The organism is Microcoleus sp. BROC3 (assembly GCF_036702515.1).
In the GTDB taxonomy this organism is placed as follows: domain Bacteria; phylum Cyanobacteriota; class Cyanobacteriia; order Cyanobacteriales; family Microcoleaceae; genus Microcoleus.
Genome location: NZ_JAUBTQ010000047.1, coordinates 15,627 through 30,120, shown reverse-complemented (window position 1 = coordinate 30,120; position 14,494 = coordinate 15,627). Strand labels below are relative to the sequence as shown.

The window sequence follows — 14,494 nt, the reverse complement described above, 5'->3', positions numbered from 1 at the left end:
ACTAATAAATGAGAGCTGCCAGATTTCAATTGTACGATCGCAACGAAAACTCTCGAAGCAACAGAGGAAGAGCGGGAGTGTGGGGGACGGGGAGTGTGGGAATCTGGGAGTGTGGCAAAGTTGAAAAAATCTGCCTTCTGCCTTCTTCCCTCAACATCCATCCCTTAAATCGGTTAAATCTCGTAAACTGTTTCGTTGCCGAACTTCCTTCTGCAGAAGAAAGCCTGTTAAACAAGTCCCTCAATTACCGGATGGAAGTAGAAAGCCAGCCCCAAAACCGTATAAGCTGCCAACAGCAAAGTACCTTCTAGCCAGTTAGAGTTGCCGTCAGAACTGATAGAATTGGCGATCAGCACCGACACCGCAACCGCTACAAGTTCAAACGGGTTGAAGTTCAAGTCCATCGGTTTGCCCAAGACAAAACCTGCCAAAACCAATACCGGGGCAACAAACAAAGCAATTTGCAAACTCGAACCCATTGCCACAGAAACCGACAAATCCATTTTATTTTTCATCGCCACCGTCACCGCCGTCGTGTGTTCGGCCGCATTGCCAATAATCGGCACTAAAATTACCCCGGTAAACAGTGATGTCAGCCCCAAACGCGCCGTCGCTTCTTCGAGAGTACCCACCAACAGTTCCGACTCGACAGCTACCATCAGGGTACAGGCCAACAGCACCCCAATCCACAGCGGCAGATTGACTTTGTGGTCAGGACTGTCTGGTGCTAAGTTACTTTCGGCTAATTCTTCAAGCATTTCTATTTCTGCCACCCCTGCATCGTACAGATAACTGTGGGTTTTCATCGAAAACAGCAGCGTCAGCACGTAGACGACAATCAGGACTACAGCAACAGCGCTAGAGAGGTTCTGCATAGTTGCGGGAGGGATGCCAATAGAGGTGGCATTAACTGCCGTCGGCACCAAAATGGCAATCACGGCTAAGTTCATCGCTGAAGCATTCAACCGGGCGACTGTCGGCTGAAATTCTTGTTCTTTGTAGCGCAAGCCGCCCAGCAGCATCGCAAATCCCATCACCAACAGCAGGTTGCTCATAATGGAACCGGTGAGGCTGGCCTTGACAACATCTATTAGTCCAGCGTTGAGGGCGACGATGCCGATAATCAGTTCCGTAGCATTTCCGAAGGTAGCGTTCAGCAAACCCCCCAAATTGGCACCGAGGACGACGGCGATTTCTTCGGTGGCCGTCCCCATCCAGGCGGCTAGAGGGATGATGGCTAAAGCCGAGGTGATGAAGATTGTGGAGGATTCCCAGCCGAGAAAGTGTCCGGCGATGGAAACCGGGATAAATAACAGCAGACTGGAAATTATTGTATTTGTGTTTAGCATTTAGATTCTCAAAAGCTGCCAACCGTCAATCATAGCCTGCCACAATGTTTAACAAAGGGGGAGGGTTCGATATTTGGATGTGGGCTTAAAGCTGGGGGTGGGCGATCCTCTTCGAGGGCTTCGCCGCTAACGGGCGATCGCTGCATTGCCGCTTTCACGGATGTGACAAACTAAGAGAGCGATTTGTTTAGCCGATCGGTTCAATGGATTTTTGTATTCGATTAGCTTCCTTAGAAGACATTCCTAAGCTGACAACTTTAATTCCTGATTCTGCTAGAGCTTTGCAAGCAGGGTACTACACTTCAGAGCAGATTGAAGGCGCACTGGGCACAGTTTTTGGGGTTGACAGTCAACTGATTCAAGACCAAACATACTTTGTTGCTGAGAACAATCACCAAATTGTTGGTTGCGGTGGTTGGAGTAAGCGTAAAACGCTTTATGGAGGTGATTCAGGCAAAAATAATCCAGAAGACAGCCTCCTCAACCCAGACAGCGACTCGGCAAAGATTCGTGCATTCTTTATTCATCCAGCATGGGCACGTCGAGGAATTGGAAGTCAGATTATGCGAGTATGTGAACTGGCTGCTGAGCGTGCTGGATTTAAGGAAGTTGAGATGATTGCGACGCTGGCGGGAGAGCCATTTTACACAAAATTTGACTATCAGGTGATTGAGCGGTTTGAAATTTCTCTCCCAAACAGTCAGTTCCTCCCCGTTGTCCGTATGTTTAAGAGCTTTGGGCGCAGCCCGTAAAATAGGAGGCATCATAAAATCAGTTTCGGTTAAATGCGATCGTAAATCAATGAGATGACAAAAAAAGCCAATAATTATCAGCCATGTCAATAAAAGTAGAAGTCGTCCCGCACGATCCCAATTGGCGCAGCGCCTTTGAAACTGAGTCGAAACTGATTGCACTTGCACTTAGGGAAAATGTGGTTGCTATACATCACATTGGTAGCACAGCGATTCCACAAATTCATGCAAAGCCGATAATCGATATGTTAGTTGAGGTTAAAGATATTATAAAACTCGATACACATAGTTCAGAAATTGAGGCATTAGGTTATCAAGCAATGGGTGAGTTTGGGATATCCGGTCGTCGTTTTTTTCGCAAGGGTAATGAAGCAGGGATTAGAACACACCACCTTCACGGGTTTGAAGTGAACTCAGCGCAGATAGATCGCCATTTAGCGTTTCGAGATTATATGATTTCCCATCCTGAGGACGCGCAGCAATACAGCGAACTCAAACGAGAACTCGCAAACAAATACCCTGATAATATTCAGGGGTACATGGACGAAAAAGATGGGTTCATTAAAGCAATGGATCTGAAAGCTGCCAAGTGGCGAGCATCTCATTAAAATTATGATATTGGAAGTGGCAATTCTTGATGTTAAGCCTAATATGACGGGAGCAACATAACATATGAGTGATATCGGTCTCACACACATCGCACTGCCCGTTTCAGATGTCGATCGCACTATCGAATTCTACTCCAAGTATGCTGGAATGCAGGTCGTTCACCGCCGCATTGATGCCAAAGCAGGTGTTGCTGTGGTCTGGCTTTCCGATCGCACTCGCCCTTTTGTAATTGTGCTAATTCAAACAGACTCCGTACATCCCGTTCTGTCTCCTTTTGCACACCTCGGAGTAGGTTGCAAAAGTCGCGAATATATGGACGAACTCTGCGACAAAGCACGTCAAGAAGGCGTACTGCTTGAAGAAGCAAAAGATTCTGGATATCCGATCGGCTACTGGGCTTTTTTGCGAGACCCGGACGGTCACACGCTGGAACTATCATACGGGCAAGAAATCGGATTTACAGTGGAGAAAGCTATTTGATGAAGAGCTGCGGCAGTGCTTTATCTCTTAGGATGGAAATTAAGCGGGGAAATACATTAAAAAGCAATGGGGAAGGGCAATGAGGCAAGTTGTAATTGTGGGATCGGGGCCAACTGGTGCGGCACTTGCCTTGCTGCTGGTGAAACGAGGTATTGCTGTAACCTTGGTTGAGGCGGCAAAAGATTCCTACCGAGTGTTTCGCGGTGAAGCGTTAATGCCCAGCGGATTGGATGCGATCGCACAAATGGGCTTATCCACTATGCTAGAAGGTGTCCCACACCGACAAATTGATGCCTGGGAGTTCGTTGTGGGCGATCGGCAACTATTTCGAGTTGATGAGCCAATGGGGTCAAATCGACCTTGTACGCTGGTATCGCAACCGCCTTTGCTAGAAACACTAATTTCAGAAGCTAAGTTGCATCCAGAGTTTGAATTTATCTCAGGTGTTCCCGTAAAAGATTTACTGTACAGCAACGATCGCATTGCGGGTGTAAAGCTAGGAGATGGGCGAGAGATTCCTGCTGCACTTGTGATTGGTACAGATGGTAGAAACTCGGTTGTACGACAGCGTGCAGAATTAGAGTTAGTAAAACAGCAGAATAGTATAGATGTTCTGTGGTTTAAACTTGCTGCTCATCCTCGGTTTGTGGCGGATAATGTATTTTATTCCATCCTGAATGGCGGTAGCGGATTTAGTGTCTTTCATGGGGCAGAATCAGGAAAACTTCATCTGGCTTGGGTGCTATCTCCAGATGACAAAACCGATTGGAAACACACAGACTGGGCAGAAACTTTCGCATCGCGATCGCCTGCGTGGATGGCAGAACATTTCCGCAACTGTGCCGATACGATCGAATCTCCGATGCGATTATCTGTTGTGGTTGGTCGCTGTCCGCGCTGGCATCAGCCAGGAATCATACTTTTGGGGGATGCTGCACATCCCATGTCTCCGGTTCGCGCTCAAGGAATTAACATGGCGTTACGCGATGTAATTGTTGCCGGCAATCACCTTGTACCTTTATTGAAAGCAGGGGCTAATTGCGAGGATATTGACTTAGCATTATCGCGGATTCAGGCAGAACGCGAACCAGAAATTATTCGCGCCCAACAACTTCAAGCACAAGAAGCGTGGAAAGGCGAACAACTGCGAAAAAATGGATTATTGCGTTTATTAATGATGCAAATTGCTCCGTTTTTGGGTGAAAAAATTAAACAATTTTGGGTAAAAGGACAGTATGAATTGCGCCAAGGAGTAACAGAGGTAAAATTGGTTGTGTGAAAAGAGGAAATTCACAATTAGGAGAAAATTGTATGCGATCGACAAATATCAAAGGACCGATCGGCACTATTCACATCATCGAAGCCAGCCCCCCTGTCACCGCTGGGGAATCCGAGGCGCTGCCGGTGGTGTTCGTGCACGGTATGACAGTTTCCGCGAGCATTTGGGAGGCGCAGCTTGCCCGTGTCGCCCGTACCCGACGCGCGATCGCCCTTGATATGCGGGGACACGGTGATTCCGCACCGCCGGAGGACGGCAACTATGCGCCCGCCTCCTGTGCAGCGGATGTTTTGGCGGTACTAGATGGGCTGGGACTCGATCGAGTGGCGATCGTCGGACACAGTTTCGGTGCTTGTATTGCCCTCGCCACAGCAGCCGCCGCACCGCACCGCATCGCGCAGTTGATCCTGGCAGACCCACCTGGAGACTTTACCAAGGTGTCTGCAGAGGTGCACGAGGCACGGATCGTCCCCTACCAGAGGGTTCTGGAGACGGAGGATTGGCGGGCTGCTGTGGAAACCAGCTTTAACGAGGCGCTGACAGGAAGCAGGGCCCATACGCGCGATCGGATACTCGCTTGGTTGGCGGCGACTCCACGGGATTGTCTGTGTGGAATGTATCGCGGGATGTTTGCCTTTGAAGCTGTTGATGCTCTCGATCGCTACCTAGCAGCCCCTGGAACACGGGCCCACGCCATTATTGCTCCCTCAAACACTTTTCCGTTCAGCCTCCACATCCTCCGTCCCACACTGACGACAAGTACGATTCCCGATACTGGACACTGGCTGATGCTGGATGCGCCAGAGGCCTTTGCTAGGGAACTTGATATTTGTTTGGGAAAAGAATCGATATGAATGACTCCTCGCTAAGTAGCTACAAACAGCAAATTCTTAATGACTTTAACAACCGTCAAACCTACGAGACTGAGCTTCATATACGGGCTGCAAACCGATTAGTAGAGTTGGCAAAAATACAACCAGGTCAGCAAGTTTTAGATGTCGCTACTGGAACAGGTTTAGCGGCGATTGCTGCGGCTTTTGCTGTTGGTTCCACAGGTCGTGTTTTGGGAACTGACTTTGCTTCGGGAATGCTGCTGCAAGCCGAGCATAAAGTCGCTGTTTCGGGACTGACGAATATCAGGTTTGAGAAAGTGGATGCAGACGAGCAAGAGTTCCAGGAAAGCCAATTTGATGTTATTTTGTGTTCGTCGGCGATCGTCTACTTCACAGATATTCCGACCTCGCTGCGTCGATGGCACAATGCTCTGAAACCAAGAGGGTTACTTGCATTTTCCTGTCTGGCAGAAACCTCCCCTACCGCGTCTGTCTTGTTTCGGAAAGTAGTACAAAGATACGGTATTGCTATCCCGAATCCCAATGAGTTACTGGGAACGCGACAGAGGTGTTGCCAAATGCTTGACAATATCGGGTTTGAAGACATCGAAATCACGACTGAGCAATTGGGCTTCTACTTGCAAGATGCGGAAGCTGCGTGGACTGGCAATGCCAAGAGTGCATTCGGGCTTCAAAATGTGAAATGGTCAGATGAACAGTGGCAGCAGTGCAAGCTAGAATATTTTACAGAAATAAATGAAGCTTCAACCGCAGCAGGTTATTGGAACGATATCACAATGTTCTTTGTCAGAGCCCATAAATCTGGTCAAGTCGATGCACTCCTTACTTAACAAATCTTTTTTCAAAGTATGCAGCATATTCATATCGCTAAAATTTCCGAGTTTGATGAGGGATTAATTATCCATTTAATTGACGAAAGTCTGTCCCAAGGTTTTCAGTTTGTTGAAAGACTGGTTCGAGATTATCGTAATGGTTATAACTGCTTCGACAAGGTTGGTGAAGCTTTATTTATAGCGTCATCGCAGGAAAGAGCGATCGGAATTTGCGGCTTGAATCGAGATCCTTATTTCAACGATCCAAAAGTTGGACGATTGTGGCATTTGTATGTTGAGTCAGTTTGGCGGGGAAAGGGGGTGGGGCGTTTATTGGTCGATCGGCTGATTTACGAAGCCAGTCAGCATTATCAGTTATTGACGTTGCGAACAGATACGCCAGCAGCCGACAGGTTTTATCAAAAATTGGGATTCAAGACTCAGCGCAATTGGCAGCATACGACGCATCATTTACAATTGAGCGAGATAGACTGCGCGTGACTTTTAGTTTTGCCATAATTCATCGAGGGTTAAGTTGCGGGGGTTTTTGAGGGTGAAGGTTTGATTTTCTTTGATTAAGTCGCCCGTACAGAGGACGGGCAAGCGTTCTTGATAGGCTTTGATTGCGAGGATATAATCAATGTCGGCCAGGGAGGTTGGAATTTTCCGCAGTTTGTAGGCAATGACGCCTATTAAGGTTATTTCGCCGCTTAATTTGTCGGCGTTGGGAGTGTGAATTTGCATGACAATTCCCTGTAGGGTAATGTTGGGAAGTGAAGTAATCAGGTCTGCTAATATTTCAATTTGAGAGCGCTTTTCGGCAATCTCCAGTGTTTCCATGACTTCGTACATCCGCAGAGCAAAACCGCTGACTTCTGGTTTTAGAGCTAACAAAATTTCGTAGTCTTCGCCTGCTTCATTCTTGCGAGTCCAGATGGATGATTTGTCATCGTCTCGGCTTTGTTCATGCCATCCGTGTTTTTGTAAATAAGCAGCGACTTGAGGCGGTTCTAAGGTTTTGAGAATATCGGGGTCGCGGACTGTTACTATCATAGGAGTTCTCCTGATTCAATGCGCTGCATGAGAGTTTTTAAAGCGTCTGTGTTGAAAATGTTTTGTATGGGTATTTGAACAGTGACAGTGTTTTGATTTTGGGTGGGCGGTAGCCCTCGCAATGAGGCCCAGTAGCCACAATAGCGCAGGGAGAGTTCTTGTTGAGATTGGCGCAACCAATCCTCTTGGCTGTCGGGTACTAAAACGATAATCAGAATGCGGGGGACGAAAGGGTTTTCTAGCCTTAATTCTTCATAGTTTTTAACTTCTAGGGATCGCGGATGGAGTTATCGTCTTGGATATCTCTTGATGTAGATTTTAACTGCAATTCTAAGCGAGGTGCTCTAATGGGGCCTGTCCCGCCTTTCGCAGCTACTCCCCAATCCACGCTATCATCGTCTACGAAAGGTTTGTAGAGGGAATAGCCGGCAACGGTGGTGACAGCTTGCAGGTAGATGTTGCTTAATTATTCTTTTTGTTGGTTGATGTCATTAATTAATCCTCTCTGTATTTGAGTAGTTTACTTGACTAAGAAAGAAGATAAAATTACGTCAATAGCTGACAAAATAGCAGCGCATATTAGTGCCCAGATAGCCCCTTTAAACAAATCTGATATTTTGTCTCTAGTTTTTGCCAATTCTTTGATGGATTGATTCCAGTTTTCTATGATTAAGAGTCTATACTCTTCCTCTGTTATGTCAAAGCATTTTTCTATTAATTCGGCGGGCAAAATTATTTCCCCTGCTATTTGCGACTTAAATCCCAAGAAACAATAAATCAAAGAAATTATTAAAGCCAGGTAACTTGAAAATTTTAAAACCAAACAAAAATTACACTCCAAAGAAATATCCAAAGCATCAATATTTACTGCAAGCGAACGATCGGGCAAGCTGGAAAAAAAGCGAATTAGAGCTGCATCAAATCCCAGCACTACACCTAGTTTTGTAGTAAGCCTATTGCTACTCATATCTAAATCTTTTAATGCCTGCTCTGCGTATTCGTAAATTAGGGTTATATTGGGATTACATTCATTATTACTCAAAGGAACCTCCATGTCTAATAATTCAGCCGATCAGCAAGAGTCTAATACTTCTCGAAAACCTCCCGAACCTCCAAAACCTCCAAAACCTCCTGAACGCATCAAGTTTGAAAAGACGGTGCATAGGAAAAATGATGGTGCGGGTTCCTGATATTTCTAGCTAGGTTCTCTAAATCCTTCACCCCAATCTCACCTGAGAGCACCTTGGGCCGCAAAACATCACTGGTTACAGCTAGGGTGAAGGATTGCTCTAAGATTTTTCATAATAGTTATCTTGACTTCGCACTCTCCAATTTTATCATTCCTCCTCAATTTCCACATCCACCGCTTCTAACTCAGCTTCCAACGGCTCAATCGTCGGCAAACATCATTTCAGGCAAAGCTGTTTCTAAGTCAATACCTAAATTGTCTATAACTTTTGCTCCCCATCCTCGCTGCTGTTGCCTGTTTAAAATATTCCGTCCAATTGGCCAGTAAAGCAACACTAATTCGCGATTAACAGAAAGTACGGCCCGCACTTGATATTGCACAATACGTTCCTTAATTTCTCGCAAAAAATCATGATAATCTTCAGCAATTGACGAACTATCCGCCAGAACCCACCCTCTGCAGATTTTCCCGAATCATCGCCTCTAACTTGGCACTCTCGGCAAATTGGCTCTCCAACTTCGCCGTCAAATGCAGCATCTTCTCGTCCAAACCCTCCTCCTCCTCCTCCGCCTCCGCCCTCGCATACCTCTCAGGAGTTAAAACCTAACACTTACCGTTTTGCTTTTTTGTTGCCTTTTGACTCCGCACCAGTGTTACAACTCTTCTGGAAAGTACATTTGCAGCAAATCTGCCTCGCCCTAACCCAACCGGCCTAACTTCTCCAGAACTTAGGTAAAAAGCACCTAAAGTATGATGCGAAACTCGGGCAAAACTCTTACTCTATAAATTCATCGGGCCTTAAACCGATATCCACAACCGCCAAGATTTATTGCCAAAAATTAAATCTTTCCGGCGAAAAGTTGCTATTTAATGAATAAGACTTTACAATCCAGCAAGGTAAATGAAACTCTCAATGAGCAGCCCTGCAAGCACTAACCCGAAATGGGTCGCAAGTGCCAAAAAGCAGCAAAAGCTACCTTTTTTAACTCTTTCAACAGCAAAGCATTGGCAAAAAAACCAGGGATCGACGGTTGGCATCTTGGAACGAATGCTTTGCTCGCAATACTACAAATGTATCAAAACTTGTCTGCCAAATTTAGTCCTAACAGATGCCTATCTGTAACCCTTGCTGCGTAAGGTTTCAGTTTCTAATTAGGCTGGTTTTATTGTCTTTAACTACTTGAGGATTCGATCGCATGGTTTCGATTTCTACTACTCAATCCGATGTGCTGCCTTTGTCTTCGCCAACCGTAACCGCTGCAACCCAAACCAGCGTGGCTGCAGCAACTGGGGTCTGCGTGACGGTTCACGGTCACTTTTACCAGCCGCCCCGGGAAAACCCTTACCTGGACGCGATCGAACGCCAAGCCAGCGCCTCTCCAGCCCACGACTGGAACGAACGCATTGACAACGAGTGCTACCGCCCGAACGCCTTTGCCCGCATACTCAACGATCGGGGCGAAGTCGCGGGGATCGTCAACAACTACGAGTATATGAGCTTTAACATCGGGCCGACCCTGATGAGCTGGCTGGAACGCTACGACGCGGAAGTCTACCAGCGGATTCTGGAAGCCGATCGCAAAAGCTGTCAGCGTCTCAACGGTCACGGCAACGCGATCGCCCAAGTCTACAATCACATCATCATGCCCCTCGCTAACGAGCGAGACAAATACACTCAAATTCGCTGGGGTATCGCTGATTTCCGTTCCCGGTTCGATCGCGATCCCGAAGGAATGTGGCTCGCCGAAACCGCCGTAGACTACGCCACCCTCGAAGTTTTAGTCGCTGAAGGCATCCGCTTCATTGTCTTAGCCCCCTCCCAAGCCGAACGCTGTCGCCCGCTAATCGGGCAAAACCAAGAAGGGGAACCAGCGGAAAATTCCGAATGGCACGAAGTCGGCGGCGGTCAAATCGATCCGACTCGCCCGTACCGCTGCTATTTGAAACCGGAAATGCGGTTGATGGCTGACCACCAACTCTCGCCGCTGAGCACTCACCATTTTGGCCGCAGACACTTCCAAAATTCCGCAGCAACACCTACCAACACTCCCTACATTGATATCTTTTTCTACGACGGCCCGATCTCGCGAGATATGGGCTTCAATGACGTTCTCAGCAGCAGCCACCACTTGGTGGGGCGCTTGGGTCAAGCAGTACGGGGAGACCACCGACCGGCTCAATTAATCTGCGTGGCGACGGACGGCGAAACTTTCGGCCACCACAAAAACGGTACCGAAAAATGCCTCGCCTACGCCTTCACAGAAGAGTTTCCCCGCCGCGGCTGGACGGTGACGAATTTTGCTCATTATTTAAGTCAAAATCCGAGCGCTTGGGAAGTGGAACTCAAACCCGTGACGGCCTGGAGTTGCTCTCACGGGGTCGATCGCTGGCAAGATGATTGCGGCTGCGGTGGCGGCGGCGAGTGGAACCAAAAATGGCGTCGCCCTTTGCGGGATACTCTCAATTGGCTGCGCGATCGGCTGATTCCGATTTACGAAGAAGCGGGGCGCAAGCTGTTGTGCGATCCCTGGAAAGCCAGAGATGAATATATTTATGTCATCCGGGATCGATCGGCCGCTAATGTTGACAGTTTCCTCGAACGCCATCAAGTGCGCCCCCTCGACGCCTCCGAACAGGTAGACGCACTGCGACTGCTGGAAATGCAGCGCCACGCCCTGTTAATGTTCACTAGCTGCGGCTGGTTTTTTGAAGAAATCTCGCGGCCAGAAGGCGTGCAAATTCTGCGCTACGCGGCCCGGGCGCTGGAATTGGCGGGCGAAGTTACCGGCGTCCAGCTAGAAAAGGATTTTGTCACTCAACTAGCCCTCGTACCCAGCAACGTTGACTATTTCAAAACAGGGGCCGAAGTTTACCGCAAACTGGTAGTGACAGCCCAAATTAGTCTCAGACAAGTGGCCGCCCACTACGCGATCAGTTCTCTGTTTGCCAAATATCCCCGCGAACAGCGAGTTTACTGCTATCAGGCCCAGCAGGAAGACTTCCAAATTCAGCGCATGGGATCGATGACTCTGGCTGTGGGTCAATTGCAGTTAACCTCGGAAATTACGCGGGAAACAGAGATTTTTGTGTTTGCTGCGTTGCACCTCGGCGGCTGGGACTTCCACTGCTGCATTCAGCCTTTTGGCAGCCGCCGATCGTACACTATGCTCAAAGAGCGGTTGTTTGGAGTTATGCAAGAAGCTTCGGCGGCCCACGCGATTCTGGAAATGGTGCGGCTGTTTGGGGATCAGTCCTTTAGCTTGCGGGATTTATTCGCTGAGGAACGCCACCGGATCGTGCAGTTGCTGAGTCAGGAAAATTTGACTCGGTTGGATCAGCTTTACACTCAGGTTTACCGCGAAAATTACGGGGTGATGATGGCGTTCCACCGCGACGAGCTCCCGGTGCCGGTAGAGTTGCAGGTGGCTGCTGAGGTGGCTTTGGGACACCGCTGTTTGACGGCGGCGAAGGCCCTGGAAGTGGAAACGGAGGATGTGGAACCGCTGCTGGCCGAAATTGAGGCGATCGCCACTGAAAGCGGCCATCTCCGCTGTCGGTTGAACGTTCCCGAAGTCAAGCAAATTTTGGAAAAGCTGGTTTGGCGATCGCTTGACGCGCTGCTGCAAGCAGGATCGGGCGCGGAGGACCGCTCGCCTGTCAAGTTGGAAGCTGATATCCGCACGATCGAGCGTTTGATTGCGGTGGGCGATCGGCTGAGTTTGGGTTTGTGTCTGGACAAATCGCAGGAACTGTATTTCGATTCTCTGTACAGTCAAATTGTGCCTCTGTGTTTGGGCTGGCTGCAACTGCAAGATGCCTCGGCGGGCGACAGTGTGGTCGCTGCCGTTGCCTTGGGGATTGCAGGTTCCGGCGCCGGCTGGGACTTGTCTTCGATCCGGCAGTTGCTGGAGTTGGGTCAAACCTTGGCCGTTGATGTTGAGTGTTGGTTAAATCAGTTAGGTTAATCGTTTCTCGATTAGCCAAATCAATTCCCGCCCTTGAGAATCCGCCCGATCGAGCTTGAAATGCCGATCGGGCTTGCGCGATCAACCCAGAATCGATTGACATTTCGGCTTCCCTGCCTCGCGGCTGGGGATCGAAGCACCGACAGACAGAGAACGGCCAACTTTCTGTGAGTTTTCGCTCTACTTGTGTGGGAAGATAAAAAGACTGTCCGCAAAGCCTACAAGTGTTAAGCACCAGTAGGCTTTGCAGAGTTTTGAAGAGAGAACACTAAATATAAGTCTATGAAAGTTGGCGATCGCGTTTGCATTAAAAACTCTGTTGTTGTCTACCACCACCCTGAAAATCGCAGTCAACCATTTGATATTAAGGGTATGGAAGGGGAAGTCGTGGCGATCGTTCACGAATGGCACGGCCGACCTGTCAGTGCCAATTGGCCGGTTCTAGTTCAGTTTGACAAAAAATTTCGAGCTCACCTGAAAGAGGATGAGGTCGAATTGATATCTTCGGAAGTCTAGCTGTCTCAAAAGTTGAAGCCGGAGCCCAAAGACAATATCAAATCCCGTCAGTCGATTTTAGATTTTAGATTTTAGATTTTAGATTTACTCCACAGATGAATCTGGAAGCTTGAACTAGAGTCTAAAATTTTGCGCCGATCGCGACTTCTGTCCGAAAGCAAGTATCCGTTTGTGGGCGGGAGTCATATAGCTGTTGTACAGTTTGTAGTGAGGACTTCAGTTTTTTCTGTGGCTTTTAGTCGATCGGCGGGACTAAAGTTCTTACTACAAACCACCTTTTTTATTTAATCCTTAATTTTTCGACCGTCCCCGGCTGAACCAGCCGAAGATATTCAAATCTCCCTGCATTTTCTGCAATTCCTGCTGATTCTGCTTGGCTGTAGCGTAATACCACTGGCAGTGAAGTTCTAGTTCTTGACGGTACTTAATTTCGTCGTAAAACTCGCGGACAATTTGGTGTCTCTGAAAAATTTCGGCCGCGGGAGTCGGTTCTGGGGCAATGTTTTGCAACTCGTGGGGCAGCATGATTGTTTGGGGGCGACTGTGGCTAATATTTGCTGTAATGACTTTAAGCTAACACACTCAATCAATTTTGGATTTTAGATTTTAGATTTTAGATTTTAGATCTAAGATCGTATCCGTTTGATTTGGAATCTTATCTGATGAAGTTTTGTAGGGGCAGGTTCGCCCAGATATTTGATAAGTATAGACAAATTATATAAACCCGCCCCGCCCCTATAATTGCGATGCAACCGGATTTGATATTAGTTTAAATTCTTCAATCTAAAATCCAAAATTTAAAATCTAAAATTCTGTTAAAGCCATCCCCGCAGACGATAAACGATTAAGCCGATGTATTCTTTCAAAGCTTTAGTTGACTGGTTTAACTGATAGGTGTCCGGCAATAAATCCAAGGCGACTGCTTGCCAATTGCTTTGGGATGCTGCGATATCCTGCTGCGTGATCTGAAAGTCTGTTGGTGCGGCAATTGCTTTTATTCCCTGACGCTGGAAAATTAAGAGCGATCGAGTCATGTGCATCGCCGATGTCACTAGCAAAACCGGCCCTTTTATGCCTTTAGCATCTAAAATTTTTCGCACGTTGACGGCATTTTGATAAGTATTGTGTGAATCGGGGTCTTGCAGAATTGCTGATGCCGGTACACCCATTGTTTGGGCAATTTCTGCCATGTCTGCCGATTCGGGAGCCCCGCCGCCTTTCCAATCTACTCTACCGCCGCTGAGAATTAGCAGGGAAGCTTTGCCTTGCCGGTAAAGTCGGGAACCGTAGATTATTCGATCGCCCGCTTCCGCTAATTCTACCCAAGGACGGGGAGATAAAGCTGCTTTGACACCGCCGCCCAAGACGATAATCGCTTCAGCTTGGGGGAGTTCGGCGGTTGGCAAGTTTTGCCATTCGAGCGATCGAACTAACGATTTTGAAACCCAACCGCTACTTCCTAGCAGTAAAATAATTAGAGCCATAGCAATTGGTGCTGCCACCCATTTTGGACGCTTCCAAAGTGTGATTAAAGCCGCCATCATTAACAGGCAACTCAACCCCAAAGGATAAATAAACAGCGGCAGAAGTTTCGACAGAAATACAAACATTCAGCAAGTAATTCAAATTGCTAGTT

At 47.8% G+C, this 14,494-nt stretch carries 18 protein-coding genes; 10 read left to right on the top strand and 8 right to left on the bottom strand.

Annotation, left to right across the window (positions count from 1 at the left end; genetic code table 11):
• Positions 1-227: 227 nt before the first annotated feature.
• A complete protein-coding gene (gene cax / locus QUB30_RS25055; protein ID WP_333339022.1) occupies positions 228-1,349 on the bottom strand; it encodes a calcium/proton exchanger in 1,122 nt (373 codons plus the stop codon).
• A 203-nt stretch (positions 1,350-1,552) separates the two neighbouring features.
• Between cax and QUB30_RS25050 the strand changes: the two genes are divergently transcribed.
• The 7 genes from QUB30_RS25050 (at position 1,553) to QUB30_RS25020 (ending at position 6,636) form a co-directional block, all read left to right on the top strand.
• Complete coding sequence (locus QUB30_RS25050; RefSeq protein ID WP_333339021.1) at positions 1,553-2,101, top strand: GNAT family N-acetyltransferase; 549 nt, start codon at positions 1,553-1,555, stop codon at positions 2,099-2,101.
• Positions 2,102-2,184: 83 nt separating this feature from the next.
• Entirely contained in the window at positions 2,185-2,709 is a 525-nt protein-coding gene (locus QUB30_RS25045) for a GrpB family protein (RefSeq protein WP_333339019.1), read from the top strand.
• A 64-nt stretch (positions 2,710-2,773) separates the two neighbouring features.
• Positions 2,774-3,190: a VOC family protein gene (locus QUB30_RS25040; RefSeq protein ID WP_333339017.1), complete on the top strand. Its 417-nt coding sequence runs from the start codon at positions 2,774-2,776 to the stop codon at positions 3,188-3,190.
• 79 nt (positions 3,191-3,269) lie between these two features.
• A complete protein-coding gene (locus QUB30_RS25035; RefSeq protein ID WP_333339014.1) occupies positions 3,270-4,469 on the top strand; it encodes an FAD-dependent monooxygenase in 1,200 nt (399 codons plus the stop codon).
• Positions 4,470-4,501: 32 nt separating this feature from the next.
• The gene (locus tag QUB30_RS25030; protein ID WP_333339011.1) at positions 4,502-5,323 is read left to right on the top strand and encodes an alpha/beta hydrolase; all 822 of its coding nucleotides are present in this window, start codon (positions 4,502-4,504) and stop codon (positions 5,321-5,323) included.
• Positions 5,320-6,153 (top strand): class I SAM-dependent methyltransferase, encoded by an 834-nt coding sequence (locus QUB30_RS25025; protein WP_333339008.1) that lies wholly within the window; start codon positions 5,320-5,322, stop codon positions 6,151-6,153. The genes QUB30_RS25030 and QUB30_RS25025 overlap by 4 nt, the downstream gene beginning before the upstream one ends.
• Positions 6,154-6,171: 18 nt before the next feature.
• Positions 6,172-6,636 carry a GNAT family N-acetyltransferase gene (locus tag QUB30_RS25020; RefSeq protein ID WP_333339005.1) on the top strand — a complete coding sequence of 155 codons (465 nt, stop codon included), beginning with the start codon at positions 6,172-6,174 and terminating at the stop codon, positions 6,634-6,636.
• 3 nt (positions 6,637-6,639) lie between these two features.
• Here the strand turns inward: QUB30_RS25020 and QUB30_RS25015 are convergent, their stop codons facing one another.
• From QUB30_RS25015 to QUB30_RS25000, 4 genes are all read right to left on the bottom strand, one after another.
• Positions 6,640-7,188, bottom strand: a complete 549-nt coding sequence (locus QUB30_RS25015; protein ID WP_333339002.1) for a hypothetical protein — start codon at positions 7,186-7,188, stop codon at positions 6,640-6,642.
• Complete coding sequence (locus QUB30_RS25010) at positions 7,185-7,400, bottom strand: DUF4365 domain-containing protein (RefSeq protein ID WP_333339091.1); 216 nt, start codon at positions 7,398-7,400, stop codon at positions 7,185-7,187. The genes QUB30_RS25015 and QUB30_RS25010 overlap by 4 nt, the downstream gene beginning before the upstream one ends.
• Positions 7,401-7,456: 56 nt before the next feature.
• The gene (locus QUB30_RS25005; protein ID WP_333339088.1) at positions 7,457-7,639 is read right to left on the bottom strand and encodes a DUF4365 domain-containing protein; all 183 of its coding nucleotides are present in this window, start codon (positions 7,637-7,639) and stop codon (positions 7,457-7,459) included.
• Between the two features lie 69 nt (positions 7,640-7,708).
• A complete protein-coding gene (locus tag QUB30_RS25000) occupies positions 7,709-8,230 on the bottom strand; it encodes a hypothetical protein (protein WP_333338999.1) in 522 nt (173 codons plus the stop codon).
• 10 nt (positions 8,231-8,240) lie between these two features.
• Between QUB30_RS25000 and QUB30_RS24995 the strand changes: the two genes are divergently transcribed.
• Positions 8,241-8,378, top strand: a complete 138-nt coding sequence (locus tag QUB30_RS24995) for a hypothetical protein (protein WP_333338996.1) — start codon at positions 8,241-8,243, stop codon at positions 8,376-8,378.
• 199 nt (positions 8,379-8,577) lie between these two features.
• On the opposite strand, the gene QUB30_RS24990 is transcribed toward QUB30_RS24995, so the two are convergent.
• Positions 8,578-8,781: a DUF1016 N-terminal domain-containing protein gene (locus QUB30_RS24990; protein ID WP_333338993.1), complete on the bottom strand. Its 204-nt coding sequence runs from the start codon at positions 8,779-8,781 to the stop codon at positions 8,578-8,580.
• Positions 8,782-9,573: 792 nt separating this feature from the next.
• Between QUB30_RS24990 and QUB30_RS24985 the strand changes: the two genes are divergently transcribed.
• Both QUB30_RS24985 and QUB30_RS24980 read left to right on the top strand, forming a co-directional pair.
• Positions 9,574-12,342, top strand: a complete 2,769-nt coding sequence (locus QUB30_RS24985; protein ID WP_333338988.1) for a DUF3536 domain-containing protein — start codon at positions 9,574-9,576, stop codon at positions 12,340-12,342.
• 282 nt (positions 12,343-12,624) lie between these two features.
• Positions 12,625-12,858: a ferredoxin-thioredoxin reductase variable chain gene (locus QUB30_RS24980; protein ID WP_242722517.1), complete on the top strand. Its 234-nt coding sequence runs from the start codon at positions 12,625-12,627 to the stop codon at positions 12,856-12,858.
• 291 nt (positions 12,859-13,149) lie between these two features.
• Here the strand turns inward: QUB30_RS24980 and QUB30_RS24975 are convergent, their stop codons facing one another.
• Both QUB30_RS24975 and QUB30_RS24970 read right to left on the bottom strand, forming a co-directional pair.
• Positions 13,150-13,383, bottom strand: coding sequence for a hypothetical protein (locus QUB30_RS24975; RefSeq protein WP_333338985.1), 234 nt, complete (start codon positions 13,381-13,383; stop codon positions 13,150-13,152).
• 290 nt (positions 13,384-13,673) lie between these two features.
• Entirely contained in the window at positions 13,674-14,468 is a 795-nt protein-coding gene (locus QUB30_RS24970; protein WP_333338983.1) for a YdcF family protein, read from the bottom strand.
• Between the last annotated feature and the right edge of the window lie 26 nt (positions 14,469-14,494).

Bases quoted from the DNA above. Each gene is read 5' to 3' on its own strand.
- cax (WP_333339022.1), bottom strand. From the start codon at position 1,349: ATGCTAAACACAAATACAATAATTTCCAGTCTGCTGTTATTTATCCCG.
- QUB30_RS25050 (WP_333339021.1), top strand. From the start codon at position 1,553: ATGGATTTTTGTATTCGATTAGCTTCCTTAGAAGACATTCCTAAGCTG.
- QUB30_RS25045 (WP_333339019.1), top strand. From the start codon at position 2,185: ATGTCAATAAAAGTAGAAGTCGTCCCGCACGATCCCAATTGGCGCAGC.
- QUB30_RS25040 (WP_333339017.1), top strand. From the start codon at position 2,774: ATGAGTGATATCGGTCTCACACACATCGCACTGCCCGTTTCAGATGTC.
- QUB30_RS25035 (WP_333339014.1), top strand. From the start codon at position 3,270: ATGAGGCAAGTTGTAATTGTGGGATCGGGGCCAACTGGTGCGGCACTT.
- QUB30_RS25030 (WP_333339011.1), top strand. From the start codon at position 4,502: ATGCGATCGACAAATATCAAAGGACCGATCGGCACTATTCACATCATC.
- QUB30_RS25025 (WP_333339008.1), top strand. From the start codon at position 5,320: ATGAATGACTCCTCGCTAAGTAGCTACAAACAGCAAATTCTTAATGAC.
- QUB30_RS25020 (WP_333339005.1), top strand. From the start codon at position 6,172: ATGCAGCATATTCATATCGCTAAAATTTCCGAGTTTGATGAGGGATTA.
- QUB30_RS25015 (WP_333339002.1), bottom strand. From the start codon at position 7,188: ATGATAGTAACAGTCCGCGACCCCGATATTCTCAAAACCTTAGAACCG.
- QUB30_RS24995 (WP_333338996.1), top strand. From the start codon at position 8,241: ATGTCTAATAATTCAGCCGATCAGCAAGAGTCTAATACTTCTCGAAAA.
- QUB30_RS24985 (WP_333338988.1), top strand. From the start codon at position 9,574: ATGGTTTCGATTTCTACTACTCAATCCGATGTGCTGCCTTTGTCTTCG.
- QUB30_RS24980 (WP_242722517.1), top strand. From the start codon at position 12,625: ATGAAAGTTGGCGATCGCGTTTGCATTAAAAACTCTGTTGTTGTCTAC.
- QUB30_RS24975 (WP_333338985.1), bottom strand. From the start codon at position 13,383: ATGCTGCCCCACGAGTTGCAAAACATTGCCCCAGAACCGACTCCCGCG.
- QUB30_RS24970 (WP_333338983.1), bottom strand. From the start codon at position 14,468: ATGTTTGTATTTCTGTCGAAACTTCTGCCGCTGTTTATTTATCCTTTG.